Origin of the sequence: Nocardia sp. NPDC023852 (genome assembly GCF_040639505.1) — a bacterium.
Classification (GTDB): Bacteria; Actinomycetota; Actinomycetes; order Mycobacteriales; family Mycobacteriaceae; genus Nocardia.
Window position 1 is genome coordinate 116,098 of sequence record NZ_JBFAAB010000002.1, and the last position, 23,300, is coordinate 139,397.

General features: G+C 66.7%; 26 protein-coding genes and 1 tRNA gene. 19 read left to right on the forward strand and 8 right to left on the reverse strand.

Going from position 1 to position 23,300, the window contains the following annotated elements; all coding sequences use genetic code 11:
- The first annotated feature begins 402 nt into the window (after positions 1–402).
- From AB0H00_RS04175 to AB0H00_RS04185, 3 genes are all read left to right on the forward strand, one after another.
- On the forward strand, positions 403–2,679 hold the full coding sequence (locus AB0H00_RS04175) for a polyribonucleotide nucleotidyltransferase (protein ID WP_357260572.1): 2,277 nt from the start codon (positions 403–405) through the stop codon (positions 2,677–2,679).
- 38 nt (positions 2,680–2,717) lie between these two features.
- Positions 2,718–4,058 carry a pitrilysin family protein gene (locus AB0H00_RS04180; RefSeq protein WP_357262321.1) on the forward strand — a complete coding sequence of 447 codons (1,341 nt, stop codon included), beginning with the start codon at positions 2,718–2,720 and terminating at the stop codon, positions 4,056–4,058.
- Between the two features lie 177 nt (positions 4,059–4,235).
- A complete protein-coding gene (locus AB0H00_RS04185) occupies positions 4,236–4,652 on the forward strand; it encodes a hypothetical protein (protein WP_357260574.1) in 417 nt (138 codons plus the stop codon).
- A 28-nt stretch (positions 4,653–4,680) separates the two neighbouring features.
- Here AB0H00_RS04185 and AB0H00_RS04190 read toward each other — a convergent pair whose 3' ends face one another.
- Entirely contained in the window at positions 4,681–5,010 is a 330-nt protein-coding gene (locus AB0H00_RS04190; RefSeq protein ID WP_357260577.1) for a helix-turn-helix domain-containing protein, read from the reverse strand.
- Between the two features lie 93 nt (positions 5,011–5,103).
- Here AB0H00_RS04190 and AB0H00_RS04195 point away from each other — a divergent pair, with 93 nt between their 5' ends.
- Complete coding sequence (locus AB0H00_RS04195; RefSeq protein ID WP_357260580.1) at positions 5,104–6,315, forward strand: MFS transporter; 1,212 nt, start codon at positions 5,104–5,106, stop codon at positions 6,313–6,315.
- 82 nt (positions 6,316–6,397) lie between these two features.
- Positions 6,398–6,473: transfer RNA gene (locus AB0H00_RS04200), tRNA-Gly, on the forward strand.
- Between the two features lie 105 nt (positions 6,474–6,578).
- On the opposite strand, the gene AB0H00_RS04205 is transcribed toward AB0H00_RS04200, so the two are convergent.
- Both AB0H00_RS04205 and AB0H00_RS04210 read right to left on the reverse strand, forming a co-directional pair.
- Positions 6,579–6,980 carry a DUF302 domain-containing protein gene (locus AB0H00_RS04205; RefSeq protein ID WP_357260583.1) on the reverse strand — a complete coding sequence of 134 codons (402 nt, stop codon included), beginning with the start codon at positions 6,978–6,980 and terminating at the stop codon, positions 6,579–6,581.
- Positions 6,977–7,582, reverse strand: coding sequence for an SDR family NAD(P)-dependent oxidoreductase (locus AB0H00_RS04210; protein WP_357260586.1), 606 nt, complete (start codon positions 7,580–7,582; stop codon positions 6,977–6,979). Before AB0H00_RS04210 ends, AB0H00_RS04205 begins: the two co-directional genes overlap by 4 nt.
- Before the next feature lie 537 nt (positions 7,583–8,119).
- Here AB0H00_RS04210 and AB0H00_RS04215 point away from each other — a divergent pair.
- The 4 genes from AB0H00_RS04215 to AB0H00_RS04230 all read left to right on the forward strand — a co-directional run bounded on the left by AB0H00_RS04215 (position 8,120) and on the right by AB0H00_RS04230 (position 10,567).
- Positions 8,120–8,647, forward strand: a complete 528-nt coding sequence (locus AB0H00_RS04215) for a DUF2231 domain-containing protein (RefSeq protein ID WP_357260589.1) — start codon at positions 8,120–8,122, stop codon at positions 8,645–8,647.
- A 2-nt stretch (positions 8,648–8,649) separates the two neighbouring features.
- Positions 8,650–9,072, forward strand: coding sequence for a hypothetical protein (locus AB0H00_RS04220; RefSeq protein ID WP_357260592.1), 423 nt, complete (start codon positions 8,650–8,652; stop codon positions 9,070–9,072).
- A 266-nt stretch (positions 9,073–9,338) separates the two neighbouring features.
- Positions 9,339–10,100, forward strand: coding sequence for a 3-oxoacyl-ACP reductase FabG (gene fabG / locus AB0H00_RS04225; RefSeq protein ID WP_357260595.1), 762 nt, complete (start codon positions 9,339–9,341; stop codon positions 10,098–10,100).
- 14 nt (positions 10,101–10,114) lie between these two features.
- Positions 10,115–10,567, forward strand: coding sequence for a MaoC family dehydratase (locus AB0H00_RS04230; protein ID WP_357260598.1), 453 nt, complete (start codon positions 10,115–10,117; stop codon positions 10,565–10,567).
- A 5-nt stretch (positions 10,568–10,572) separates the two neighbouring features.
- Here the strand turns inward: AB0H00_RS04230 and AB0H00_RS04235 are convergent, their stop codons facing one another.
- Together AB0H00_RS04235 and AB0H00_RS04240 are read right to left on the reverse strand one after the other, a co-directional pair.
- Positions 10,573–11,631 carry a phosphotransferase family protein gene (locus tag AB0H00_RS04235; RefSeq protein WP_357260601.1) on the reverse strand — a complete coding sequence of 353 codons (1,059 nt, stop codon included), beginning with the start codon at positions 11,629–11,631 and terminating at the stop codon, positions 10,573–10,575.
- Between the two features lie 26 nt (positions 11,632–11,657).
- Complete coding sequence (locus AB0H00_RS04240) at positions 11,658–12,899, reverse strand: acyl-CoA dehydrogenase family protein (protein WP_357260604.1); 1,242 nt, start codon at positions 12,897–12,899, stop codon at positions 11,658–11,660.
- A gap of 505 nt (positions 12,900–13,404) precedes the next feature.
- Here AB0H00_RS04240 and AB0H00_RS04245 point away from each other — a divergent pair.
- Both AB0H00_RS04245 and AB0H00_RS04250 read left to right on the forward strand, forming a co-directional pair.
- On the forward strand, positions 13,405–14,046 hold the full coding sequence (locus tag AB0H00_RS04245) for a TetR/AcrR family transcriptional regulator (RefSeq protein WP_357260607.1): 642 nt from the start codon (positions 13,405–13,407) through the stop codon (positions 14,044–14,046).
- Positions 14,047–14,263: 217 nt separating this feature from the next.
- Positions 14,264–14,749 (forward strand): FBP domain-containing protein, encoded by a 486-nt coding sequence (locus AB0H00_RS04250; RefSeq protein ID WP_357260610.1) that lies wholly within the window; start codon positions 14,264–14,266, stop codon positions 14,747–14,749.
- A 182-nt stretch (positions 14,750–14,931) separates the two neighbouring features.
- Here AB0H00_RS04250 and AB0H00_RS04255 read toward each other — a convergent pair whose 3' ends face one another.
- Together AB0H00_RS04255 and AB0H00_RS04260 are read right to left on the reverse strand one after the other, a co-directional pair.
- Positions 14,932–15,339, reverse strand: a complete 408-nt coding sequence (locus AB0H00_RS04255) for a hypothetical protein (protein WP_357260613.1) — start codon at positions 15,337–15,339, stop codon at positions 14,932–14,934.
- 186 nt (positions 15,340–15,525) lie between these two features.
- Positions 15,526–15,921 carry a VOC family protein gene (locus AB0H00_RS04260; RefSeq protein WP_357262324.1) on the reverse strand — a complete coding sequence of 132 codons (396 nt, stop codon included), beginning with the start codon at positions 15,919–15,921 and terminating at the stop codon, positions 15,526–15,528.
- A gap of 347 nt (positions 15,922–16,268) precedes the next feature.
- On the opposite strand from AB0H00_RS04260, the gene AB0H00_RS04265 reads away from it, so the two are divergent.
- Positions 16,269–17,381, forward strand: coding sequence for an alcohol dehydrogenase catalytic domain-containing protein (locus tag AB0H00_RS04265; RefSeq protein WP_357260616.1), 1,113 nt, complete (start codon positions 16,269–16,271; stop codon positions 17,379–17,381).
- On the opposite strand, the gene AB0H00_RS04270 is transcribed toward AB0H00_RS04265, so the two are convergent.
- On the reverse strand, positions 17,368–17,847 hold the full coding sequence (locus AB0H00_RS04270; protein ID WP_357260619.1) for a MarR family winged helix-turn-helix transcriptional regulator: 480 nt from the start codon (positions 17,845–17,847) through the stop codon (positions 17,368–17,370). The genes AB0H00_RS04265 and AB0H00_RS04270 overlap by 14 nt on opposite strands.
- Before the next feature lie 75 nt (positions 17,848–17,922).
- Between AB0H00_RS04270 and AB0H00_RS04275 the strand changes: the two genes are divergently transcribed.
- The 7 genes from AB0H00_RS04275 (at position 17,923) to AB0H00_RS04305 (ending at position 23,224) form a co-directional block, all read left to right on the forward strand.
- Positions 17,923–18,378: a hypothetical protein gene (locus AB0H00_RS04275; RefSeq protein ID WP_357260622.1), complete on the forward strand. Its 456-nt coding sequence runs from the start codon at positions 17,923–17,925 to the stop codon at positions 18,376–18,378.
- A 29-nt stretch (positions 18,379–18,407) separates the two neighbouring features.
- Complete coding sequence (gene dapB / locus AB0H00_RS04280) at positions 18,408–19,154, forward strand: 4-hydroxy-tetrahydrodipicolinate reductase (RefSeq protein ID WP_357260625.1); 747 nt, start codon at positions 18,408–18,410, stop codon at positions 19,152–19,154.
- Positions 19,151–19,651 carry a hypothetical protein gene (locus tag AB0H00_RS04285; RefSeq protein WP_357260628.1) on the forward strand — a complete coding sequence of 167 codons (501 nt, stop codon included), beginning with the start codon at positions 19,151–19,153 and terminating at the stop codon, positions 19,649–19,651. The genes dapB and AB0H00_RS04285 overlap by 4 nt, the downstream gene beginning before the upstream one ends.
- 28 nt (positions 19,652–19,679) lie before the next feature.
- Complete coding sequence (locus AB0H00_RS04290; RefSeq protein ID WP_357260631.1) at positions 19,680–20,132, forward strand: flavodoxin family protein; 453 nt, start codon at positions 19,680–19,682, stop codon at positions 20,130–20,132.
- Between the two features lie 107 nt (positions 20,133–20,239).
- The gene (locus tag AB0H00_RS04295; protein ID WP_357260634.1) at positions 20,240–20,926 is read left to right on the forward strand and encodes a response regulator transcription factor; all 687 of its coding nucleotides are present in this window, start codon (positions 20,240–20,242) and stop codon (positions 20,924–20,926) included.
- A complete protein-coding gene (locus AB0H00_RS04300) occupies positions 20,923–22,212 on the forward strand; it encodes an ATP-binding protein (protein ID WP_357260637.1) in 1,290 nt (429 codons plus the stop codon). Before AB0H00_RS04295 ends, AB0H00_RS04300 begins: the two co-directional genes overlap by 4 nt.
- Entirely contained in the window at positions 22,205–23,224 is a 1,020-nt protein-coding gene (locus AB0H00_RS04305; RefSeq protein WP_357260640.1) for a hypothetical protein, read from the forward strand. Before AB0H00_RS04300 ends, AB0H00_RS04305 begins: the two co-directional genes overlap by 8 nt.
- The last annotated feature ends 76 nt before the right edge of the window (positions 23,225–23,300 follow it).

Below are 23,300 nucleotides of genomic sequence, written 5' to 3' on the forward strand. Positions count from 1 at the left end.
GCTTGCGTCTACGGCGCAAATACAGTGACTGGTGGTAACCGACTGCTCGATACGTGGTGTGTCCGATGCGGTCGATAGCTCGGCCGACGGGGAGACGTACAATCGCCTCGTTGGCTACTCGTGTATCAGGGGTGGATTTGCCCCGTCGCACTACAACATGCACAGCCGTATGCACCCGCCGCGTGGCGTCGGTCTTCGGTAGTGGCCTTTCGGCAGCGAGTTCGCGCCGTCGGGCTTCGATCGATGACCGCCTCCGCGTCGCCGTATCCAAGGGGATTCGGCCGGGTGCGCGCGTCGCAGCCAGGAGGGTTGCCGCGCGCCCGTACCCGGTACAGCTGACGACAGCCGGATCGCGCCCACAACGCGCTCGAGCCGGCGAAGACGAGAGGTTGAGAGAAGAGAATGACCGAAACAACTGAACGCAAGACATCGGCCATCGAGGTCGAGCCCGGCGTATTCGAATCCGTCGCACTGATCGACAACGGCAGCTTCGGCACCCGCACCGTCCGGTTCGAGACCGGACGTCTGGCCCGGCAGGCCGCCGGTTCGGTCGTCGCCTACCTGGACGACGAGACCATGCTGCTGTCGGCCACCACCGCGGGCAAGCATCCCAAAGACCAGTTCGACTTCTTCCCGCTGACGGTCGATGTGGAGGAGCGGATGTACGCCGCGGGCCGCATCCCCGGTTCCTTCTTCCGCCGCGAAGGCCGTCCCTCCACCGACGCGATCCTGACCTGCCGCCTGATCGACCGGCCGCTGCGCCCGTCGTTCGTCGACGGCCTGCGCAACGAGATCCAGGTCGTGGTCACCGTGCTGAGCCTGGACCCGAACGACCTCTACGACGTGGTGGCGATCAACGCCGCGTCCGCGTCGACCCAGATCGCCGGTCTGCCGTTCTCCGGCCCGGTCGGCGGTGTGCGTGTCGCATTGATCGAGGGCGAATGGGTGGCGTTCCCGACCGTCGAGCAGCTCGAGGGCGCCGTGTTCGACATGGTGGTCGCGGGCCGCGTGGTCGACTCCGGTGACGTCGCCATCATGATGGTCGAGGCCGAGGCCACCGACAAGGTGATCGAGCTGGTCGAGGGTGGCGCGCAGGCGCCGACCGAGGCCGTCGTCGCCGAGGGCCTCGAAGCCGCCAAGCCGTTCATCGCCCGCCTGTGTCGCGCGCAGCAGGACCTCGCCGAGCTGGCGTCGAAGCCGACCGAAGAGTTCCCGCTGTTCCCGCCGTACGGCCAGGACGTATACGAGGCCGTCGAAGGCACCGCCAAGCGGGAGCTGAGCGAGGCGCTGGGCATCGCGGGCAAGCAGGAACGCGAGGAGAAGATCGACGAGATCAAGCTCGCCGTGCTCGACCGGCTCGGCGACGACTTCACCGGTCGTGAGAAGGAGCTGGGCGCCGCGTTCCGCTCCGTCACGAAAAAGCTGGTGCGTCAGCGCATCCTGTCCGACGGCTTCCGCATCGACGGCCGTGGGCTCGCCGACATCCGTGCGCTGTCCGCCGAGGTCGCGGTCGTACCGCGCGCCCACGGCTCGGCGCTGTTCGAGCGGGGCGAGACGCAGATCATGGGTGTCACCACCCTGGACATGGTGAAGATGGCCCAGCAGGTCGACTCGCTCGGCCCGGAGACCAGCAAGCGCTACATGCACCACTACAACTTCCCGCCGTTCTCCACCGGTGAGACCGGCCGAGTCGGGTCGCCCAAACGCCGCGAGATCGGCCACGGCGCGCTGGCCGAGCGTGCGCTGATCCCGGTGCTGCCCAGCCAGGAGGAGTTCCCGTACGCCATCCGGCAGGTCTCGGAGGCGCTGAGTTCCAACGGCTCCACCTCGATGGGCTCGGTGTGTGCCTCCACACTGTCGCTGCTGAACGCCGGTGTGCCGCTGAAGGCGCCGGTCGCCGGCATCGCGATGGGCCTGGTGTCGGATACCATCACCAACGACAAGGGTGAGGACGAGGTCCGCTACGTCGCGCTGACCGACATCCTCGGCGCCGAGGATGCCTTCGGTGACATGGACTTCAAGGTCGCGGGCACCCGCGAGTTCGTCACCGCGCTGCAGCTGGACACCAAGCTGGACGGCATCCCCTCGCAGGTGCTGGCGGGAGCGCTGAGCCAGGCGCACGACGCGCGCACCACCATCCTGGACGTGATGGCCGAGGCAATCACCACCCCGGACGAGATGAGCCCGTACGCGCCGCGCGTCACCGCGATCAAGATTCCGGTCGACAAGATCGGCGAGGTGATCGGCCCCAAGGGCAAGGTGATCAACCAGATCACCGAGGAGACCGGCGCCAATATCTCCATCGAGGATGATGGCACCGTCTTCGTCGGCGCGACCGACGGCCCGTCGGCGCAGGCCGCGATCGACGCGATCAACGCCATCGCCAACCCGCAGCTGCCGAAGGTCGGCGAGCGCTTCCTCGGCACGGTCGTCAAGACCACCGCCTTCGGTGCGTTCGTCTCGCTGCTGCCGGGCCGCGACGGCCTGGTGCACATCTCCAAGCTGGGCAACGGCAAACGTGTCGCCAAGGTCGAGGACGTGGTGAACGTCGGGGACAAGCTGCGCGTGGAGATCGCCGACATCGACAACCGGGGCAAGATCTCCCTGGTGCCGGTCGACGAGAACGCTGAAGAGCCAGCCGACGACGCGGCCGATGCGGGCGCGGCCGGGACCGAGTAGTACTTGTCTCTGTGACGAAAAAGAAGACGGCAACCCCTCTGCTCGACACCGGGCGGGGGGGTTCGTCACTGGAGCTGCGGGTGGAGAGCGACACCGGCGTGCGGCGCACCGTGCTGCCCGGCGGATTGCGCGTGGTCACCGAGTACCTGCCTGGGGTGCGCTCGGCCTCGATCGGCGTCTGGGTAGGGGTCGGTTCGCGCGACGAAGGCCCGACGGTCGCGGGCGCCGCGCATTTCCTGGAGCACCTGCTGTTCAAGGCGACGCCCACGCGGTCGGCGCTGGACATCGCCGAGGCGATGGACGCGGTCGGTGGTGAACTCAACGCGTTCACCGCCAAGGAGCAGACGTGCTACTACGCGCACGTGCTCGACGAGGACTTGCCCTTGGCTGTCGACATGGTGTCCGACGTGGTGCTGAATGGCCTGTGCCGGTCCGCGGACGTCGACGTCGAGCGTCAGGTGGTGCTCGAGGAGATCGCCATGCGCGACGACGACCCCGAGGACTTGGTCGGCGACGCGTTCCTCACCGCGCTGTTCGGCGATCACCCGATCGGGCGGCCGGTGATCGGCTCCATCGAATCCATCGAATCCATGCGGGCCGCGCAGCTGCGGTCGTTCCACCTGCGGCGCTACCGGCCGGACCGGATGGTGGTCGCGGTCGCGGGCAATGTCGAGCACGACCACACGGTGGAGTTGGTGCACCGTGCTTTCGAGAATCGGCTCGACCTGTCGGCGACGCCGGCGCCACGGCGGGAGGGGCGGTTCCGCCCGCACGGCGCGCCGCAGCTGCACTGGAGCCACCGCGACAGCGAGCAGGCGCACCTGGCCTTCGGTGTGCGCGCCTTCGGACGGCACGAGGGGGACCGGCGCTGGCCGTTGTCGGTGCTCAACGCGGTAGTCGGTGGGGGGCTGAGTTCCCGTCTGTTCCAACGCATCCGGGAAGAACGCGGGCTCGCCTACTCGGTGTATTCGAGCGTCGACACGTTCGCCGATACCGGTGCGTTCTCGGTCTACATCGGCTGCCAGCCGGAGAACCTCGGCCAGGTGGCGACGCTGGCGCGTGATGTGCTGGAGGAGGTGGCGGCCAACGGTATCAGCGACGCCGAGTGCGCGCGGGCCAAGGGCTCGCTGCGCGGCGGTCTCGTGCTCGGCCTGGAGGACTCCGCCTCACGGATGAATCGGCTCGGGCGCAGCGAACTCAGCTACGGCAACCATCGCAGCGTCTCCGAAACCCTTTCGCGCATCGACGCCGTCACGACCGAAGAAGTGTCCGCCATCGCGCGCACGCTGCTGGCCCGGCCCTTCGCCGCGTCGGTCGCGGGGCCGTACAAGCGCACTCGCGATCTGCCCGCGACCGTTCGGCGGCTGGTGCCCAGCTGATCCGGGTACTGCCGCGGTGTAATCAGGTCGCTTGATCCCGGATCTCCGTGTCCGGCTTGGTGGAGAATTCGTCACTACGATACGGTTTCGGCCGACCGGGGGTCGGTATCCGCGTCGGTGTAGTGCTGAACTCGGTTGTCCAGGTACCGTTCCGGCAATCTGTGGCTAGGAGTCGAGATGAACCGAACGAATCGTGCCCTTCGCTCGCTGTGCGCGGGGTCGATGCCGATCCTCATGCTGTCCGCGTGCGGCGGTGCGAACGGGGGCACCACCGGCGGGCCGACGTCCGCCGCGTTGCGCGACGAAGCCTCCAAGATGGCGGCCGCGCTGGCGAGCCACGATTACGCGGCCGCCTATCAGTTCCGCTCCGCGCGCTGCAAGCTCACGCTGAACGAGGACGACTATGCGGCGTCCATGGCGCAGCTCTACGACGGCAGGGACCTGAACAACAAGCCGTCGGAGGTCAGCGTCACCACGTCGGGATCGACGGGGACAGTCACGATCAAGAACTTCGACGCCCGCTCCGCTGAGGACGATCCGAAGCCGCGGACCTGGACGTTCATCGACGGGCAGTGGCGGTTCGACAGCTGCTGAGCGCCGTTCCGCGGCGAAGGCGACCGTATCACTCGCGCTGGGCCCGATTGGCGGCATCGATGATCGTGCGAATCAGCCCGGGCAGGGCGGATTCGAGGTCCTCGGTGCGTAGGCGCTGACAGGTCTGGCCGTCGATGACCAGGCGCTCGATGACACCGGCCTCACGCAGGATCTTGAAGTGGTGGGTGGCGGTCGATTTGTTGATCACCTCATAGAGCGCTCCGCAGCGGACGGCCGTTCCCGCGTTGCTGAGCCGCCGCACCATCTCCAGGCGCACCGGATCCTGGAGCGCGCCGAGCACCGTGGGTAGCGAGGCCACCGGCGGCGCGCCGGGTGCTGCCTCTTCAGTGTTCGCCATGATCCAGCTCACTCCCAGGTTTGATGACCATCGTACTGGATGTATGGTCGATTGCGGTTCGACCGTTATCAAACTTACCCGATCGGAGTTTCGATGGCAGCGACAATGGCGGTGGCCGCCGCCGACGAGCAGACCGCGCAACGTTGGGCTTACGCCTTGGTGCTGGCCGCGACCGGTGTGGCACTCGGCGTATCGGGCGTGCCCGCGCCGCTGTATGGCATCTACGAGAAGCAGTGGCACCTCTCGCCGCTCACGACCACCATCGTGTTCGCCGTGTACGCGGTCGCCGCGCTGGGCGCGGTGCTGGTCTCCGGACGCCTTTCCGACGTGGTCGGTCGAAAGCCGGTGCTGCTCGGCGCTTTCGCCACCATGGTGGCGGGGCTGGTGGTATTCATGCTCGCCGACAGCGTCTTGCTGCTGCTGCTCGCGCGTGCGCTGCACGGCGTCGCGGTCGGCTCGACGGTGGTCGCGGGCGCCGCCGCGCTGCTGGATCTGCGCCCGCATCGTGGCGCGCGGTCCGGGCAGCTCAGCGGCGTCGCGTTCAACGTGGGCATGGCCGTGGCGATTCTGGGCTCGGCGCTGCTCGCGCAGTACGCTCCACATCCGCTGCGCACGCCCTACATCGTGATCACCGTCGTCTGTCTGGCGATCGGCGTCGGCGTGCTCGCACTGCGCGAACCGCACTCGGCGCGGGTGGCCGATCGTATCCGGATCGCGAAACCGGCGGTGCCGCAGGAGATTCGCGGCGACTTCTGGTTCTCCGCGGTCGGGGTAATGGCCGCCTGGTCGGTACTCGGTGTGCTGCTGTCGTTGTACCCCTCGCTGGCTACCCAACAGACCGGCATCCACAACCTGGTCTTCGGCGGAGCCGTGGTCGCCTCGACCGCGCTTTCCGCCGCCACCGCTCAGCTGTTCGCGACCGGGGTGCCCGCACGCTGGGCCGCGATCATCGGCGACACCGGCATGGCGCTGGCGCTGCTGCTGACGGTGCCGGCGCTGGCCACACACAACTGGATCGTGGTCCTCGGCGCGGGTGTCGCGCTCGGAGCGACCTTCGGACTCGGTTTCGGCGGTTCGCTACGCCACCTGTCGGAAGTTGTGCCACAACACAAGCGGGGCGAAACGATGTCGGCGTACTACCTCCTGGCCTACTCGGCCATGGCGTTGCCCACCATCCTGGCCGGCTGGGCGGCCACGACCTGGGGCCTGAGCACTGTCTTCCCGTGGTTCGTCGGGATCGTAGCGCTGGCCTGCCTGTTCGCGGCCGGGCTCGGCGTGCGCCGCAACCGAGCGGCGGCCCGGTAGACGGCATGAGCGGCGATTGGCATTCGCCCCCGGGTGTCCGCTAATGTTTGTGTCGCATCCCGGGCAAAACCGCGATGCGAATGCGGATGTAGCGCAGCTGGCAGCGCATCACCTTGCCAAGGTGAGGGTCGCGGGTTCGAATCCCGTCATCCGCTCCACGAAAAGACCTGGTCAGCGCCGCTGAATGGGCATACAGCATGTCGGCGGACTTGGCGGCGCCCTAGTCTCTGCCATCTGCCCGACGGTTCTGCCGATCAAGTGAGTCAGCGGTCGCGGAGGGATTCGATTGCTGTGCGGAGTTTGGTGGTGGCCTCGCTGGCGACGGGCTCGAGTGCGGGCTCGTTGGTGACCTGGACCATCAATTCGGGATTCATCGCTTCGATGATGATGGTGTCGTCGGTCGCGGTGTCGCGCCGGACGATCACATTGCAGGGCAGCAGCAGCCCGATCTGACGGTTCACGCCGACCGCGCGGTGGGCCAATGATGGGTCGCAGGCGCCGAGGATGCGATAGTCCTCCATGTCCGCGCCGAGTTTGGTCTTCAACGTCGATTTCATGTCGATGTCGGTGAGCACGCCGAATCCCTGGTCGGACAGGGCTGCACGGGTTCGTTCGACGGCGTCGTCGAAGCTGGTGTGGAGTGTGGTCGATAGGGCCAGGTTCATGGTGTGGTCTGCTTTCTGTTGGTGCGGTTGTGTGGCGTGAGGTCATGCTCGTGGCGTCGAGCATCTGGTGGAGAATCTGGGAGGGGATCAGACGATGGCACCATTGGCGCGGATGACCTGTCCGTTGATCCATCGGCTCGGGCCGGCCAGGAATGCGACGACCTCGGCGATGTCGTCGGGTGTACCGAGGCGTTCGAGCGGCGGTTGTGCGGCCATGCGGGCGATGGTTTGTTCGCCTGCTGGTCGACGACGAACGTGCCACGAATATTGGTACGGTGCATCCGATCCATGGCGTCCAAGGCCAGGTCCGCAACCGGTGCGAGGGTCATCGTTCCTGCCGCGTTGACTACGACGTCGACGCCGCCGAACTGTCGCTCGGCAGTGTCGAACAGGGCGGTGACGGCGGCTTCGTCGGCGACGTCGGCACGGGCCGCGACGGCTTGGCCGCCTGCTGTGGTGATGTCCACGACCGCGGCGTCGGCCTCGGCGGTGTCGGCCGCGTAGGCGATGACGACCGCCATGCCGTCGGCGGCCAGCCGCTCGGCGCTGCGCCGTCCGATGCCCCGCGATCCGCCGGTCACAATGGCTACTCGGGTGCTCATGGTTGGACGCCATTCCGCTTGCGACAGGCCGGAGCCGGAGAGGTCGCCATGCTCGCCGGGTATCCACCGACTGCTACATCGAAACCGAACGGACTTCTGGTGTAGCCATCGAGCTGACACTGATCGAACGCTCATTGTGACTGCAAGAGCGGTATCGGCGGTGACGTCGAGGCTCTGGTCGGCAGGGGCCGGGCGGGTCAGCCGCCCCGCCGTTTGAATGCGGCTTCGTGGGTATCCGTTCTGTTGAGTCTCGAGCGAGAGGAGATGAGCACGATGATGATGTTGGATCAGATGATGTCGATGGCACGTGACTGGTTGAATCGAATGTTTCCCGGCATGCCGATGATGATGTGATCATCCACCGCGGAACGCCTGCGGCGCGGCTGCGCTGATTCCGAGGCTGATCGGGGCAAGCGGTTCGGTGGGCCTTTCGAATCTCGACCCGAGGCTGGGCCGCAGGTGTAGTACGGCTTTCACCGTATCCCGCCGGGAGTGCAGCGGAACTCCTGCCCGTAGTCGAGTCTGAAGGGAGACCGAATGCAGGCCGACTTGCAGCACGCGAAACGTCCGGTCAGCGCGGTGCTGGCGGGTCCCTACGGGCACCCATTCCATCCGATCATGGTTACCGTGCCGATTGGTGCGTGGGTGTCCGGCTTGGTGTTCGATATCGCCAGCCGCTTCGTCGATGACCCGGATTTCCTCGCGAAGGGCTCGCTATGGCTGATCGGCCTCGGCGTCGTGGGCGCCTTGGCCGCCGCGACCGCCGGGTTCTTGGATCTGCTCGCTATCCCGACCGGGACCGCAACGTATCGCACCGCCCTGGTGCACATGACCCTGAATCTTGCTGTCACCCTCGCCTATGTCGTGAACTTCCTGTGGCGCCGCGCCGGCAGTGGTCCGATGGGTGCAGTTCCCATCGGGCCGATCGCGTTGTCCGTAACCTGCCTCGCAGTGCTGGTGATATCCGGATATCTCGGTGGAAAGCTTGCCTACCACTACGGCGTCCGCGTTGCCGACGAACAGACGCAGGCCGAGGGCTACCGAAAAACATCGGAGGAGCATTGATCATGGATATCGCCGCTCTCGTCACCTGGGTGCTGACCGCGTCGGGTGGTGCTTTCCTGTTGGGCACCTGGATCGCCAAGGGTGGCCTGCGGAGAAAAGACGCCAGTCATTTCCCACCCGCACTGATCTTCGGCCACTTCGCGTTGGCCGCGATCGGGCTGATCATCTGGATCGTCTATCTCCCCACCGACAACCGCACGCTCGCCTGGATCGCATTCGCGTTGCTTGTTCCCGTCGCCCTGCTGGGCTTTCTCATGCTGGCCCGGTGGTTGCCGACCTATCAAAATCGCACCACGAACGACATTGTCGGCAGCGAACGGCCCGAACAACATTTCCCAGTGGCCGTCGTCGTCGGCCATGGACTTCTCGCCGTCATCACAGTCCTGCTCGTCCTCTTGGCCTCGGCGGGTGTCGGCAGCAGCTGAGCGCAGTCACGCTCCGCTCCCGCTTCGAGCTGGCGGCGGGCCGTCGAACCCGAAGGTGGAGTGCGCCATGAACGTTTCGCGCTGATCACTGCTTCTGCAATGGCCGTCTACCCTGCCGCAGTGCCGGTCCGATGTGATATGAACTCGACGTCGAAATCAGGTTTTCAGTCCTTGTCAGGCGCGAACGCCGGTCGGGGGTGTGGAAGGAATGACGTGCCTGAACCTGAACCGTCCGAGGGACTCGACCGCAACAGGAGAGAAGAGTTATGAGCACAGCAACAACCCGCACCGCCATCGTCACCGGCGCCGCCCGCGGCATCGGTGCCGCGTCCGCCCGGCGTTTGGCGATGGACGGATTCGCCGTCGGCGTCGTAGATCTGGACGAATCGACATGCGAATCCATTGTGGACGAGATCGGATCGGCCGGCGGAAAGGCGATCGCGGTCGGCGCCGACGTCTCCGACGAACAGGCCGTGACGACCGCTGTGGAGCGGATCGCCACCGAACTGGGCGCGCCGACTGTACTGGTGAACAACGCCGGCATCCTCCGGGACAACCTGCTGTTCAAGATGACAGTCGCCGACTGGGACTCCGTCATGAACGTGCATCTGCGGGGTTCATTTCTGATGAGCCGTGCCGCGCAGCGGTACATGACAGAGGCCAAGTGGGGGCGGATCGTCAACCTGTCCAGCACTTCGGCGCTCGGCAACCGCGGCCAGGCCAACTACGCCGCGGCCAAGGCGGGCCTGCAGGGGTTCACCAAAACGCTCGCGATCGAGTTGGGCAAGTTCGGGGTGACTGTGAACGCGATCGCGCCCGGATTCATCGAAACCGATATGACCGCCGCGACCGCCGAGCGGATTGGTGTGCCGTTCGAGGAGTTCCGCGATGCCCTGGTGGCGCAGATTCCGGTGGGCCGCTCCGGCAAACCGGAGGACATCGCGAACGCCGTGTCATTCTTCGTCAGCGAGGACACCGGGTTCGTCTCCGGGCAGGTGCTTTATGTCGCCGGTGGGCCGACGAACTGAGGAAGGGCCGAAACATGAGAGTGTTCCACGGAATTGCTGAACTCGAGCAGGCCATCGATACCCATCTCGGCTACAGCGACTGGTACACGGTGACTCAGCGGCAGGTCGATCTGTTCGCCGAGGCCACCGGTGACCGTCAGTGGATCCACGTGGACCCGGAGCGGGCCGCTCGGGGCCCGTTCGGCACCACCATCGCGCATGGATATCTCACACTGTCGCTGCTGCCACTACTGGTGTCGCAGGTTTATCGAGTCGACGGTCTGAAGATGGGGATCAATTACGGCTGCAACAAGGTTCGATTCCCGTCTCCCGTACCGGTGGGCAGCCGGGTGCGGGCCGGTGTCGAGTTGGTGGAGCTGAAACAGACCAGCGCAGGGGCTCAGGTGACAGCTCGGGTAACCATCGAACGTGACGGTGGCGAGAAACCGGCCTGTGTCGCGGAGGCACTGTCGATGCTGGTGCCCTGATCGCGTCAGAGACCGGCCTCGGTCGCGACGCGGTCGGCGGTATCGATGAGGCCTTCGACGAGTTCGCGGGTAGGGGTGCCTGCGGCAGCGCGATTGCGGGGATCGTCGAGGGTGCGACGGAATACGCCCTCGGCGATGATCGCCAGCTTCCACAGTCCCAGCGCATGCCAGAACCCCAACGCTCGCCGATCGCGCCCGGTGACAGCGAGATACTCCTCGATCAGCTCCTCGCGGACGGGGAAGCCGGGCAGGGTACAGATCTCCAGGCCTGCGATGGTCGGTTCGCCGACGGTCGGCCAGTAGGCCAGGAGACTTCCGATGTCGGCAAGCGGATCGCCGAGTGTGCATAGTTCCCAGTCGAGCACCGCCGCGATTTCACCAGTGGGCGCGACGATGACGTTGCGCAGGTTGAAATCGCCGTGCACAAGGGTGAGTTCTCGTTGTTCGGGAACGGCGGCCAGCAGGCGTTCGGTGAGCCGGCCCAGCGGCGGCAGCTGGCGGGTCTTGGACCTTTCCCACTGATCGGACCAGCGCTTCAGCTGACGCCCGGCGTACGGCTTGTGGCTGGCCAGGTCGATCAGGCCCGTGGCCGCCAGGTCGACGGCGTGGATGCGGGCCAGCGTGCGCACCAGGGCGATGGCGGTTTTGCGACGCTGCTCGGTGGTCAGCTGGACGGCGCTGTCCATCCGATCGACCACCACGCCGTCGACGTACTCCATCAACACCAATGCTGTTTCACCCTCGTGCCGCACATCGTGGATCCGGGGGACGGGGACGTCGGTGGGTTCCAGTGCGGACACGATCCGCGCCTCGCGAGCTACATCGTGCGCGGACGCCAGCAGGCGCCCCAAGGGTGGACGGCGCAGGATCCAGCGTCGGCCGTCGGCATCGGTGAGCAGAAAGGTCAGGTTGGACTGTCCGATACCGATCCGGACGGCCTGAACCGGCGTGGTGCAGGGTATGTCCAGCGTCGACAACCACGCGGCGATTTCCGCATCGTCGATGTCGAAGGCCGACGAATCCTCGGTGGGACGAATGAGTGCCGTCCCGCTGTCGTGTTGCATTTCCTACTCCCGCTGAAGGTGCCGTGTTATGAGCCGAAGGCGGCCGGTGTATCCACCTTCGCTCGGACCTTTCCCAGCTCGGCCCGAGCGATGGAACGTTTGTGCACCTCGTCCGGCCCGTCGGCGAGACGTAGCGTGCGCAGGTGCGCGTACATGCTGGCCAAGGGAAAATCGTTGGTGACGCCGCCGCCGCCGTGCACCTGGATGGCGCGGTCGATGATCTGCAGGGCCATGGTGGGCGCCGCCACCTTGATCGCGGCGATCTCGACTCGCGCCGCCTTGTTGCCGACAGTGTCCATCATCCATGCGGCCTTCAGCGTCAGCAGCCGGGTCTGCTCGATCGCGATGCGGGCCTCTGCGATCCAGTCCTGGATATTGGCGCGCTCACTCAACCTCTGTCCGAACGTGTTGCGTGATTCGGCACGCGCACACATCAATTCCAAGGCGCGTTCGGCCATGCCGATAGCGCGCATGCAGTGGTGGATGCGGCCGGGGCCGAGCCGGGCCTGGCTGATGGCGAAGCCTTCGCCCTCGCCCTTCAGCACATCGGTCGCGGGTACGCGCACGTCGGCGAAGACGATCTCCGCGTGGCCCTCGCGATCCGCATACCCGAACACAGGAAGGTTGCGGACGACGGTGACACCCGGAGCGTCGATGGGCACGACCATCATCGACTGCTGGCGATGCTTCGGGCCGTTCGGATCGGTCTTGCCCATGACGATGAGCACCTTGCAGTTCTGGTGCATCGCGTTGGACGCGAACCACTTTCGGCCGTTGAGTACATAGTGGTCGCCGTCGCGTTCCATGCGCAGTTCGATGTTGGTGGCGTCCGAGCTGGCCACTGCCGGTTCGGTCATCGCGAAAGCCGAGCGTATGGTGCCGGCCAGTAGCGGCTCGAGCCAGCGCTCTTTGTGCTCCTGCGAGCCGAAGAGAGTGAACACCTCCATATTGCCGGTGTCGGGAGCGTTGCAGTTACATGCCTCTGGGGCAAGGTTGGGGCTGCGGCCCATGATCTCCGCCAGCGGAGCGTATTCCAGATTGCTCAGTCCCGGCCCCCATTCCGGGTGCGGGTGGAAGAGGTTCCACAGACCGCGGCGGCGTGCCTCGACCTTGAGATCCTCGAGAATCCGCGGATGGTGATGTGGATTGCCGGACGCGGCCATCTGCTCCTCGTAGACCGATTCGGCTGGGTACACGCGCTCGGCCATGAAGGCGAGCAGCTCCCGCTGATACTGCCGTGAGCGTTCGGACGAGGTGAACGGATCCATGGGACCTCCGATGGGTCGTGGCGCGGGCGAGCCGCTCGCTGTGAGCGACGGCGCGGCGTTGTGTAGTTAATGGGATGGCTGGTCGAGCCGGCCCAACTCTGACGCCGGCGTTCTCGAGCCGCATCGGGAATGCTTGATTCCGGGTGCACCGGGCACTGCCACCTCGCTGGTCATGGGCCATCGCTTCCGCTGCGTAGGCCAGGTCGAGCGTATTCGAATTTGACGTCATATTCAACTAAAGTAGGTGTAGCAGGGAGGCGAGATGTGGGCCGGTGCGAAATCTCGGTGCACTGGAGATGCATTTCGGACTTCCGGCTCTCCCTTACTCGACAGCCGCGGCGATGCCTCCGAGCCGTCGGGCAATGCGAGTCGAATCCCCTGGCTGTACGGCTCCTGGCCGAGCAGTAGAGTGCGTTCTCCGTCCGGCGCTGTCCCGTGGGGTAGCTCGCCAGCGCTGTTACGATCCCCGAAATGAGCATCTGATCCGACGACATGGAGTGAGACGTTGAGCGCCCAGGACGTTGCCGAGGGGGACCCCGGCCGCGGGGCTCCGCGCAGCAAACGCGGGATGCGGACCCGTAGCGCCTTGGTGGCAGCGGCTCGGGAGGTGTTCGAGCGGGAGGGGTACCTGGACGCCAGGATCAGTGACATCTCCAAAGCCGCCGGGGTGGCATCGGGGTCCTTCTACACCTATTTCGACAGCAAGGACGAGATCTTCGCCGCCGTCGTCGAACAGGTGCGCGAGGAGATGCTGCACCCGCATTTGCGGCAGCGGACGGGAATCGAAGACCCACGGCAGTTGATCGCCGCGGCCAATCGCGAATACCTGCTGTCCTATCGCCGCAACGCACGCCTCATGGCTCTGCTGGAACAGGTGTCGCAGATCGACGACAAGTTTCAGGCGATGCGGTACGAGCGCGCGATGGCGTTCGGTGAGCGCAATACCGCGATGATCCGCGAGCTGCAGGAACGTGGCGAGGTCGATCCGGAGCTCGATCCATGGGTAACCGCGCTCGCACTGTCGAACATGGTCAGCCGGATGGCGTACACGGTGTTCGTACAGCGGGAGAAGATTACTTTCGAGCAACTGGTCGACACCCTGAATCGACTCTGGTGGAATGCCCTTCGACTGGACCCGGCCAGCTGATCGCTCGACACCTCGGGTCGACCTCCTCCGAGGCGCCGAGCCCAGGGAGACCGATCCCGCGGACCGCCGAGCTCCCACTCCGCGCGGTCCGATGCCGGGACGGCACGCTATGACGGTCGTTGGCGGCACTTCGCGCGCCAAAATCCGTTGTTCGGCTCCACGGCGGGCCCGTAACGTCGCTTCGGTTTGCCCATCGATCTACCGAAGGAGATTCGTCATGCACGCCGTCACCGAACGCGACATCAGGTCGTCGTTCGTCAACTGTTCGAAAGGCGAGGCCAAGCGATTACCCGTGCCCCGCGACCTGGACGATCGCCCGTGGGACGATCTGGACTTCCTCGGCTGGGGCGACCCGTCCTTGCCCGGGCGGGGCTATCTGGTCGTCCCACAGGGCGATCGGTTCGTCGGTGTCGCGCTGCGCTACCCGACCGGTGGCTCCGGTCGGGCGCAGATGTGCACGATCTGCCTGACCACGCACACCGGCGGCGTCTCGCTGATGACCGCGCACAAGGCGGGCGAATCCGGGCGAAAAGGCAACTCGGTCGGCACCTACATGTGCACTGATCTTGCCTGTTCGCTGTACGCGCGGAACAAGAAGAGGCCCGCGCTCGGCAGCCGGTATCGCGAAGATCTCACGCTCGAGGAGAAGGTCGAGCGGGTGCGCGACAACATGAGCGCGTTTCTGGCAAAGCTCTATACCTGATCCCGAACGCGACAACGACCCAGCACGCAGCCGAGGGGCTGCGCACCCGAACGGAGGTAGATGCCATGCGCCGACACTCGAGGACCGACTTTTTAGGCGCCCCGAGTCCAGCGACACCGCAATAGGACTCGGGGTTGGTCGGTACTTCCCTGATACCGGCCGGGTCATACTGGGTAGCACAGTTAGCCGGTGGAGACGTCGGTTTCGTGCAGGGTCCGCCATCGGAATCGCCGCTCCGCGGCATCGATGACCAAGACCGCGGTCGTCCGCCGATCCGATCGACGGCCCGCGTGGTGGTGGCGTTCCAGGAACCGGACCACCGTGAAATCGGCTGTGGCGAGCAATACTTCGAACTCGGCGATCTCGATCCTCAGGTCGGGACTGCTGTTTCGGGCGGTTCGCAGGGCCGCGAGCAAATCCGCCTTGGCAAGCACGGCGCCCGAGGTGGTGACCATGGAGAACTCTGTGTGCTGCGTCGCGGCGAATTGTTCCAAAACCGCTGGTGACGCTTCCGAACCCAGCCAGGTGGCCAATAGCGCGTGTACGGACTCGACGTCGTTCAGCGGATCGAGTGCGTTCTCCTTACCCATGCCCGAAACCATACGATTGTTGCCGAACGGCTAGGGGCAGCGGATGGGGGAGTCCGGTCGCCGGCAATCAGGCGCAGCGGCCGAACCCATGCATCGCGGCTGTCATTCACGCGGCCGCGTGCTCCCAACCCGCCGGAAGCGGATGCCGAACGAGGGGGCGGCGCCAGCGGACGCCGCCCCTCGTCGTTACGTCGGCCAGCCGCCGTACGGAACGGTGATCAATTCCAGGAAATGACCGCTGGGGTCGAGGAAGTAGACGCCGCGACCGCCGTCGTTGTGGTTGATCTCGTCGACCCCTTGTTGGCGGGGATCGGCCCAATGCTCCAGCCCGTAGCGCTGGATCTTGGCGTAGGCCGTGTCGAACTCGGTCTCGGAGATCAGGAATGCGTAATGCTGGGGTTGGATTTCGGTGACGTGTGGCGGCACGTTCGCGAAGTCGAGTGTGACGCCGTTATCCAGGGGAACCGGAATGAACGGCCCCCAGGGTGCTCCGATTTCCAATCCCAGGGTGTCCGCCCAGAATTCGGCGGACACCCGATTGTCGTGGCAACCGACAATGGTGTGATTGAACTGTACAGACAGTGGAATTTCTCCTCTGATCGTGACGGTCCCGACCCCGGGCTCGGTACAAGGCGGCCAACGGGAGCACCGTCACGATCGAAGAAAATAGCACCGTCATCATGGAGAGCGCCAGTGCCCATCCGGTCGGCCCGGACGGCGTCGAGGTTGCCTGCGCCGGTCACCTGTCCATCAGCATGCCAACACGCAGCGGCGACCCCAGATCTGGCGGTTGCCCGCCGCATGCGGCCACATCGGCCCCACTCCCGCTTCCGAGCGGAGCGAGACCAAGCATTCTCCGTTCGCAGCCATGAGGGGGCCGCGAACACGCCGCGCCCGCGCGGCCAAAAACACAGCTGTAGAAATGCACTATGAAGATTCGTGGGGCAGTCCTGGAGCGGATCGCGGCGCCGGTGCCGTTCGCCGAGTCGGCGCCGATCACCGTATGCGAGCTGGAACTGGGCGAACCAGGGCCGGGTGAGCTGCTGGTTCGGATCGAAGCGGCGGGGCTGTGCCACTCCGACCTGTCCGTAGTGGACGGCAACCGGGTGCGGCCGGTGCCAATGCTGCTCGGACACGAGGCTGCAGGGCGGGTCGAGGGGATAGGACCTGGTGACAGCGATATCGAGGTCGGACAGCGCGTCGTGATGACCTTCCTGCCACGCTGTGGGAACTGCGCGGGCTGCGCGACGGAGGGGCGGACGCCGTGCGTGCCGGGCAGCGTCGCCAACAACGCGGGCGAACTGCTCGGCGGCGGGCGGCGGCTGATCCGCGATGGCGCCGAGGTGCACCACCATCTCGGCGTGTCCGCCTTCGCTACCCACGCGGTCGTCGACCGCAGATCGGTGGTACCGGTCGATGACGATGTGCCGCCGGAGGTCGCCGCCGTGCTCGGTTGTGCCGTGCTGACCGGTGGTGGTGCCCTGCTGAATTCCGCGAAGCCGGGCCTGGGGGACCGGATCATGGTGGTCGGTCTGGGCGGCGTCGGGATGGCGGCAGTACTCGTCGCGCTCTCGCTCGCGGCGGAAGGGCACGAGGTCATCGCAGTCGACACAGTTTTCGAAAAGCTTGCTCTCGCACGGGAATTGGGTGCTCACGCGGTGCATACCCCGGCCGAGATCGCCGAATTCGGTGTGCAGGCGGAGGTGGTGGTCGAGGCCGCGGGCAATATCCGGGCCTTCGAAACCGCGGTGGCGGCGACCGCGCCCGGCGGTACCACCGTCACCGTCGGCCTCCCGGCTCCGGACGCGCGCGCCGCGATCTCGCCGCTGGCCCTGGTCGCCCAGGGTCGCTCGATCGTCGGCAGCTACCTCGGCTCCGCCGTTCCCTCCCGCGACATTCCCGAGTACGTCCGTATGTGGCGCTCGGGCCGCCTCCCGGTCGAGCGGCTCGTCTCGGCCCACATCGGCCTCGACGAACTCAACCGCGCCATGGACGAACTCGCCGCGGGCCACGCGCTGCGGCAGGTGATCATCTTCGATTGAGGCGGTCAGCGGCCCTGGGGCGGGATTCGGCCCCGATGGGTCGGTCCATCGCGTCGACGAACCGTTCGAGCAAGCGTGCGAACTCTGCGCGCTCACCGGGTGTCCAGTCCGCCATCGCGGCGGCCATGGCGGAACGGCGTCCCGTTCTGGCGTCCGTCACGGCGTCGCGTCCACCAGGGGTGAGGCGGAGGACGGCGCGCCGTCCGTCGCGCTGATCGGCGACCCGTTCCAGCAGGCCGGAAGAAACCGCCTGGGCCACCAGGCGGCTCGCGCGCGGCTGGTCGACACCGAGCGCAGGGGCCAGCGCTCCGACCGTGACGGCGTCGCCGTCGGCGACAGCATCGAGGACGCGGAACACGGCGACCGGTATTGCCCGGCCGCCCCCGAGCGCACCGCGGTTCTGCCTGCGCCGAATCCGGACCATGGCCGCTTCCACGGCCACGGTGATCGCATCGTGCTGATCCATTCGATCACTCTGCCACGCGCCAGAAGCATATGTAAAATTACATGTAATTGTCCAAATACATTTATCGGGAGTGAGATGGCTATTCAGCGCGCGATCGGGTACTGGCTCGTGGAACTCGATCGGCTGATCAGCAAGCGCTTCGACGAGGACCTCGCCGCGGGTGAACTGAGCCGCAGGCACTGGCAGATGCTGCACTCCCTGGCGGACGGGCCGCAGCGCGCCGACGACCTCAGGGACGCACTCGCCGCGTTCTGGACGCACGACTCCGAATGGAGTAGCGAACTGGCCGACGTGACGGACCGGGGATGGGTGGCCGACGACGCGGGCATGCTGGCGCTGACCGAGACAGGCCGCGGCACGCATGATCAGGCGTGGGTCCGGATCAGGGAGCGGCGTCGACGGATGGTCGAAGGCATCACCGACGAGCAGTACACGGAGACCGTGCGGGTGCTGCAGCGGATGGCGGAGAACATGGCGGGCGCGCCGAGCGCAGGTCAGCCGACCGGTACCCCAGCGCGGTCGATAGGCTGACCCGAACCGAAGCGGAATTAGGAGGTGCGGTGGCCATTCGGGTCGGAGTGCTCGGAGCGCGCGGCAAAGTCGGTCAGGCGATCTGCGCGGCGGTGGACGCGGCGGCCGATCTGGAGCTGGTCGCGTCCGTCGACAAGGACGATTCTCTCGACCGGTTCACCGCGGCCGACACCCAGGTCGTCGTCGACTTCACCCACCCCGATGTGGTGATGGGCAATCTGAAGTTCCTGGTGGAGCACGGGATTCACGCGGTGGTCGGGACCACCGGGTTCGATGTGGCCCGCCTGGCGGAAGTGCGCGGCTGGCTGGACGACCGCCGGACGACCGGAGTGCTGATCGCCCCGAACTTCGCCATCGGCGCGGTGCTGTCCATGCGTTTCGCCGAACAGGCTGCCCGGTTCTTCGAGTCGGTCGAGGTCATCGAGCTGCACCATCCGAACAAGGCGGACGCGCCATCAGGCACCGCCTACCGCACCGCGGGTCTGATCGCCGCCGCCCGGGACAAGGCGGGTGTAGGCCGCAGCCCCGACGCGACGACGTCCGAACTGGAGGGCGCGCGCGGCGCCGACGTGGACGGGGTGCGGGTGCACTCGGTGCGCCTGGCCGGTCTGGTCGCGCACCAAGAGGTTTTGTTCGGCACCCAGGGGGAGACCCTCACCATCCGGCACGACTCGATCGACCGCTCGTCCTTCGCCCCCGGTGTGCTCCTCGCCGTGCGCGAGATCGCGAACCGCCCGGGCCTCACCGTTGGGCTCGACCCGTTACTGGACCTGTGAGCAGCGCGGAACCGGTCCCGAACGGGCAGAACAAGGAAATCGTCAAGGTCGTCGCGCTGATCGTCGCGCTGGTGCTGGTGCTGGGCTTCTATTTTCTGCTGCTCGGCCGCATCGCGTTCAGCCTGATCGGTTCCGGCGACGCGGCGGCGATCATCATCGGCATCGGCGTGCTGATCCTGCCATTGCTGGGTGTGTGGATCGTCGCGGCGACCGTGCGCGCGGGCCTCGCGCATCAGCATCTCGCGCGGCGCATCCACCAGGAGGGGCTCGAACTCGACACCTCACAGCTGCCGCACCGCCCGTCCGGCCGCATCGAGCGCGAGGCCGCCGACGCACTGTTCGCGAAGATCAAGGCGGAATGGGAAGCCGACCCGGACAACTGGCGTGTCTCCTACCGGCTTGCGCGCGCCTACGACTACGCGGGCGACCGCACCAGAGCCAGGGAGACGATGCGCCGCGCGGTCGCGCTGGAACGCCACGAGCGCGGCAACCCCTGACCGTCGCGAGGGCCGATACCATCGCACTGTGGCCCGGTTGCTGATCGTCCATCACACGCCGTCCCCCCATATGCAGGCGATGTTCGAGGCCGTTGTCTCCGGTGCCACCGCCCCCGAGATCGAAGGTGTGGAGGTTGCGCGTCGGGCAGCGCTGGCGGTCACCACACCGGATGTGCTGGAAGCCGACGGGTACCTGCTCGGCTCCCCGGCGAATCTGGGCTACATGAGTGGTGCGCTCAAGCACGCGTTCGATACCTTCTACTACCCGTGCCTCGACTCCACCCGCGGTCGCCCGTACGGGCTCTACCTGCACGGCAACGAGGGAACCGAGGGCGCGGAGCGCGGCGTGGAGCGTGTGACGAAAGGCCTGGGCTGGGAATGTGTCGCCGCGACGGTGGTCGTCTCCGGCCCGCCCGACAAAGAGGACATCCAGCGGTGCTGGGAACTCGGCGCGACGCTGGCCGCGGGACTCATGGAGTAAGGGATCCCCCGATTTCTGGTGTCTGACCATTCCGAGTGCCGGCCCGGCATACTGGCACAGCGATTGTTCGGGTGGGGATATGGGAAAACGCGGGATTGGAGAGTCACGTGACGTGGGCCGAAGGAGGCGAGAACGCACCGCGTCGGATCGGATTGGTCGAAGACCACGAATCCGTCGCGATCGGTCTCGCCGCGATGCTTGCGCCGGAACCCGATCTCGATCTGGTGCTGGCCTCCGGCACCGTGCCGGACCTGCTGAACGCCGCCGATGGCGCGCCGAAGCTGGACTTGGTCGTGCTCGATCTGCGGCTGGCCGACGGGTCGACACCCGAGGACAACGTGCGCGCACTGCGTGACCGCGGCATCGAGGTGCTGGTTTTCACCGGAGCGGACAACGCGTTCCTGGTGCGCTCCGCGGCGCGCGCCGGTGTGCTCGGAGTAGTGCGCAAGTCCGAGGATGTGCCGACCGTGGTTGCCGCGGTGCGCCGCGCGGCGTCGGGCGAACAGGTGGTCACCACCGACTGGGCGGCCGCCATCGATGGTGATCCACAGTTGTCCGACGTGGGTCTGAGCCCGCGCCAGGAAGAAGTGCTGACGCTGTACGCGTCCGGCGAGAAGGCGTCTCGGGTCGCGCGGCTGACCGGTTTGTCCGAGCAAACGGTCAACGACTATCTCGGCCGGATCCGGCAGAAGTACGCCGACGCCGGGCGTCCGGCGCCGACCAAGACCGACCTGTACAAGCGGGCGGTAGAGGACGGATGGCTACCGGTTCCCGAGCGCCATCCACGCGGATGATCGCGTCCAGCATGCTGGACACCGCGCAGCCCGCCCGCTCCACCCTGCTCGACCGACCCCGTACGAGCCGGTGGCGCCGCAGAATTGCCGCGGTGTCCAGGGAGAAGGCGTCCGAGGGCGTCGCCGGCCGCATCCTGCGCAGGCTCGGTCTGGCCATCGGGATCGCAGGGATGATCGCCGCGATCGTCGAGCTGCCCGAGATCGCCGACCAAACCCGGTTCGTGCCGTTCGGATGGACGGTGGTCGAGGTGGTGCTGGCCTTCGGGTTGTTCCCGGTGCTCGCGATCGTCTCGGTCGGAATGAGTTGCCGCGCCGTCCAGTACGTCGCTGGTGTGGCGGCCGTGAGTTTCGTCGCCGCGATGGCGGTGGTCCCGTTCGCCTATTCGCAGCCCGAGGCCGATGGTGCCTCAGTGTGGCTGTACCGGGTACTCGCACTGGGTGTTCTTGCGGCCGTCCTTGCTTGGCCTCCGCCGCTGGCCATTGCGTACCTGTTGGTCAGCGCCGCACTCGGTGCGCTCGCGAATCTGGCCGTGCTGCGGGAGTCCACAATGCTCTCACTGCTGGGTGATTTCGCCAGGGCAGCCGGGCTCAGCGCGTTGTTCCTGTGGTGCGCTATCCATGCCAGGGTCGCCGCCGACCGGGTCGACCGCGAGTCGGCGATAGAGAGCAGTCGGGCCGCGGCGGTCGCGGGCGCGGCGGCCAGGGAGCGTGAGCGGGCGCGCTTCGCCGCTCTGATCCACGACGCCGTGCTTTCGACTCTGCTGGACGCTTCGCGCGGCGGAACGGAATCGCCGGTGCTGCGCCGACAGGCCGAGCGGACTTTGGAACAACTCGACGCATGCCGGGTCGGCGAGGTCGAACCCGACCGGTTGGACGCGCACTCCGCGATCGGGTTCCTGCGCTCGGCCGTGCACGAGGTAAACCCCGGCGTCCGGTTCACCGCGCGGCGCTGGGCGGGATTCGACGATCTGCACCTGCCGGTGGAGGCCGCGAGTACGATCGCCGCGGCGCTGGCCGAGGCGGCACGCAACAGTTTGCGTCACGCCACATTCGCGGGCCGTGAGGTGCGGCGTACCGTCACCGTGACGATCAGCGCGGGCGGAATCCGCGTGGTGTTTCGGGACGACGGCGCTGGTTTCGACCTGAGTGAAGTACCCGCCGATCGGCTCGGTATCTCGGTGAGCATCCTCGGCCGCATGCGCCGCCTCTCGGGCGGCGCCGGATTCGTGGAATCGCAGCCGAATGAGGGCACGACTGTGACACTCGTGTGGGGTAGCGATGGCTGACCAGGACACCGGGTCCGGACTGCGCGATCTGCTGGGCCTGCGCGACCGGGCGGCCTGGCTGTTCCTGATCATCCTCGAGGCGACCATCGTGTTGTACATGGTTCGGAATTTTTCAGAATCGCGACTGGTCGCCCCCAGCGCCGCGCTGGTGCTGCTCGCGGCGGCCGGGGTCGTGGTGCTGGTGGTCCCGGTGGATCCGCTGCCCTGGCCCGCCAGCGTGTTCGTTGCCGCCTCCGGTCCTCTGGCGACCATCCTGACCTCGTTCGACGTGGAGCACGGGTCATCGAGGCAAGTGTGGACGGCGTTCGCCTCGTCGTATCTGCTCGCGGTGCTGGTGCTGCGCGGACGGCTGGGCGCGGCCTGGCTCGGTGTCGCGGGTATCGGTGTGGTGATCGCGGTGGTCGGTGTGGTAGCAGGACCGCGATCCGGTGTGGTCGTCGGCTCGATAGTCCCGGTCGCCACGGTCGCGGGGGTGTCGCTGTTCGCGGCGATTATGCGCCCGACCCAGCGTTCGCTGCGTCTGCTGCGTGAGGAGGCGACCATGCGCACTGCCGCGGAGGCTGGTATGGCCGCGCAGAACGGGGAACGGAACAGGCAGCTGGCCAGGCTGGATGCGGTGGTGCGGCCGATTCTGGAGCGCATCGCCGACGGCGACGAGCTCACCGTGGGGGAGCGCGAGCAGTGCAGACTCCTGGAAGCCGAACTGCGCGATGGACTCCGGGCGCCGCAGCTGGTCACCGACCAGCTCAGCAGCGCCGCACGTGGCGCACGCTCGCGCGGCGTGGAGGTGGTCCTGCTCGATGACGGCGGTTTCGCGGGAGTCCCACGCGGGGTACGTCGGCGGGTGATCGAAGCGGCCACTCGCGAATTGGACGCCGCGAACGAAGGGTCGGTCACTGTCCGTGTCCTGCCGGTGGGCCGGCGCATTCTCGCAACCGTGCTTGCGATGGCGTCGGATCAGGACCGCCGCTTGGAGATCGACGCGGCGGGCGTGGTGACCGTATCGACCTAGCGCGGTCCACAGCGGCTGGGGGGCGCCGACGGGCCGATCGGCGGCCCGACCGCCGCGACAAACCTGTCGGTCCCGC

Coding starts and splice junctions, on each gene's coding strand:
- AB0H00_RS04195 (WP_357260580.1), top strand. CDS start 5,104: ATGGCAGCGACAATGGCGGTGGCCGCCGCCGACGAGCAGACCGCGCAA.
- AB0H00_RS04240 (WP_357260604.1), bottom strand. CDS start 12,899: ATGGATCCGTTCACCTCGTCCGAACGCTCACGGCAGTATCAGCGGGAG.
- AB0H00_RS04210 (WP_357260586.1), bottom strand. CDS start 7,582: ATGAGCACCCGAGTAGCCATTGTGACCGGCGGATCGCGGGGCATCGGA.
- AB0H00_RS04205 (WP_357260583.1), bottom strand. CDS start 6,980: ATGAACCTGGCCCTATCGACCACACTCCACACCAGCTTCGACGACGCC.
- AB0H00_RS04220 (WP_357260592.1), top strand. CDS start 8,650: ATGGATATCGCCGCTCTCGTCACCTGGGTGCTGACCGCGTCGGGTGGT.
- AB0H00_RS04300 (WP_357260637.1), top strand. CDS start 20,923: ATGATCGCGTCCAGCATGCTGGACACCGCGCAGCCCGCCCGCTCCACC.
- AB0H00_RS04250 (WP_357260610.1), top strand. CDS start 14,264: ATGCACGCCGTCACCGAACGCGACATCAGGTCGTCGTTCGTCAACTGT.
- AB0H00_RS04255 (WP_357260613.1), bottom strand. CDS start 15,339: ATGGGTAAGGAGAACGCACTCGATCCGCTGAACGACGTCGAGTCCGTA.
- AB0H00_RS04230 (WP_357260598.1), top strand. CDS start 10,115: ATGAGAGTGTTCCACGGAATTGCTGAACTCGAGCAGGCCATCGATACC.
- AB0H00_RS04175 (WP_357260572.1), top strand. CDS start 403: ATGACCGAAACAACTGAACGCAAGACATCGGCCATCGAGGTCGAGCCC.
- AB0H00_RS04270 (WP_357260619.1), bottom strand. CDS start 17,847: ATGGATCAGCACGATGCGATCACCGTGGCCGTGGAAGCGGCCATGGTC.
- AB0H00_RS04265 (WP_357260616.1), top strand. CDS start 16,269: ATGAAGATTCGTGGGGCAGTCCTGGAGCGGATCGCGGCGCCGGTGCCG.
- AB0H00_RS04275 (WP_357260622.1), top strand. CDS start 17,923: ATGGCTATTCAGCGCGCGATCGGGTACTGGCTCGTGGAACTCGATCGG.
- fabG (WP_357260595.1), top strand. CDS start 9,339: ATGAGCACAGCAACAACCCGCACCGCCATCGTCACCGGCGCCGCCCGC.
- AB0H00_RS04185 (WP_357260574.1), top strand. CDS start 4,236: ATGAACCGAACGAATCGTGCCCTTCGCTCGCTGTGCGCGGGGTCGATG.
- AB0H00_RS04235 (WP_357260601.1), bottom strand. CDS start 11,631: ATGCAACACGACAGCGGGACGGCACTCATTCGTCCCACCGAGGATTCG.
- AB0H00_RS04215 (WP_357260589.1), top strand. CDS start 8,120: ATGCAGGCCGACTTGCAGCACGCGAAACGTCCGGTCAGCGCGGTGCTG.
- AB0H00_RS04190 (WP_357260577.1), bottom strand. CDS start 5,010: ATGGCGAACACTGAAGAGGCAGCACCCGGCGCGCCGCCGGTGGCCTCG.
- AB0H00_RS04305 (WP_357260640.1), top strand. CDS start 22,205: ATGGCTGACCAGGACACCGGGTCCGGACTGCGCGATCTGCTGGGCCTG.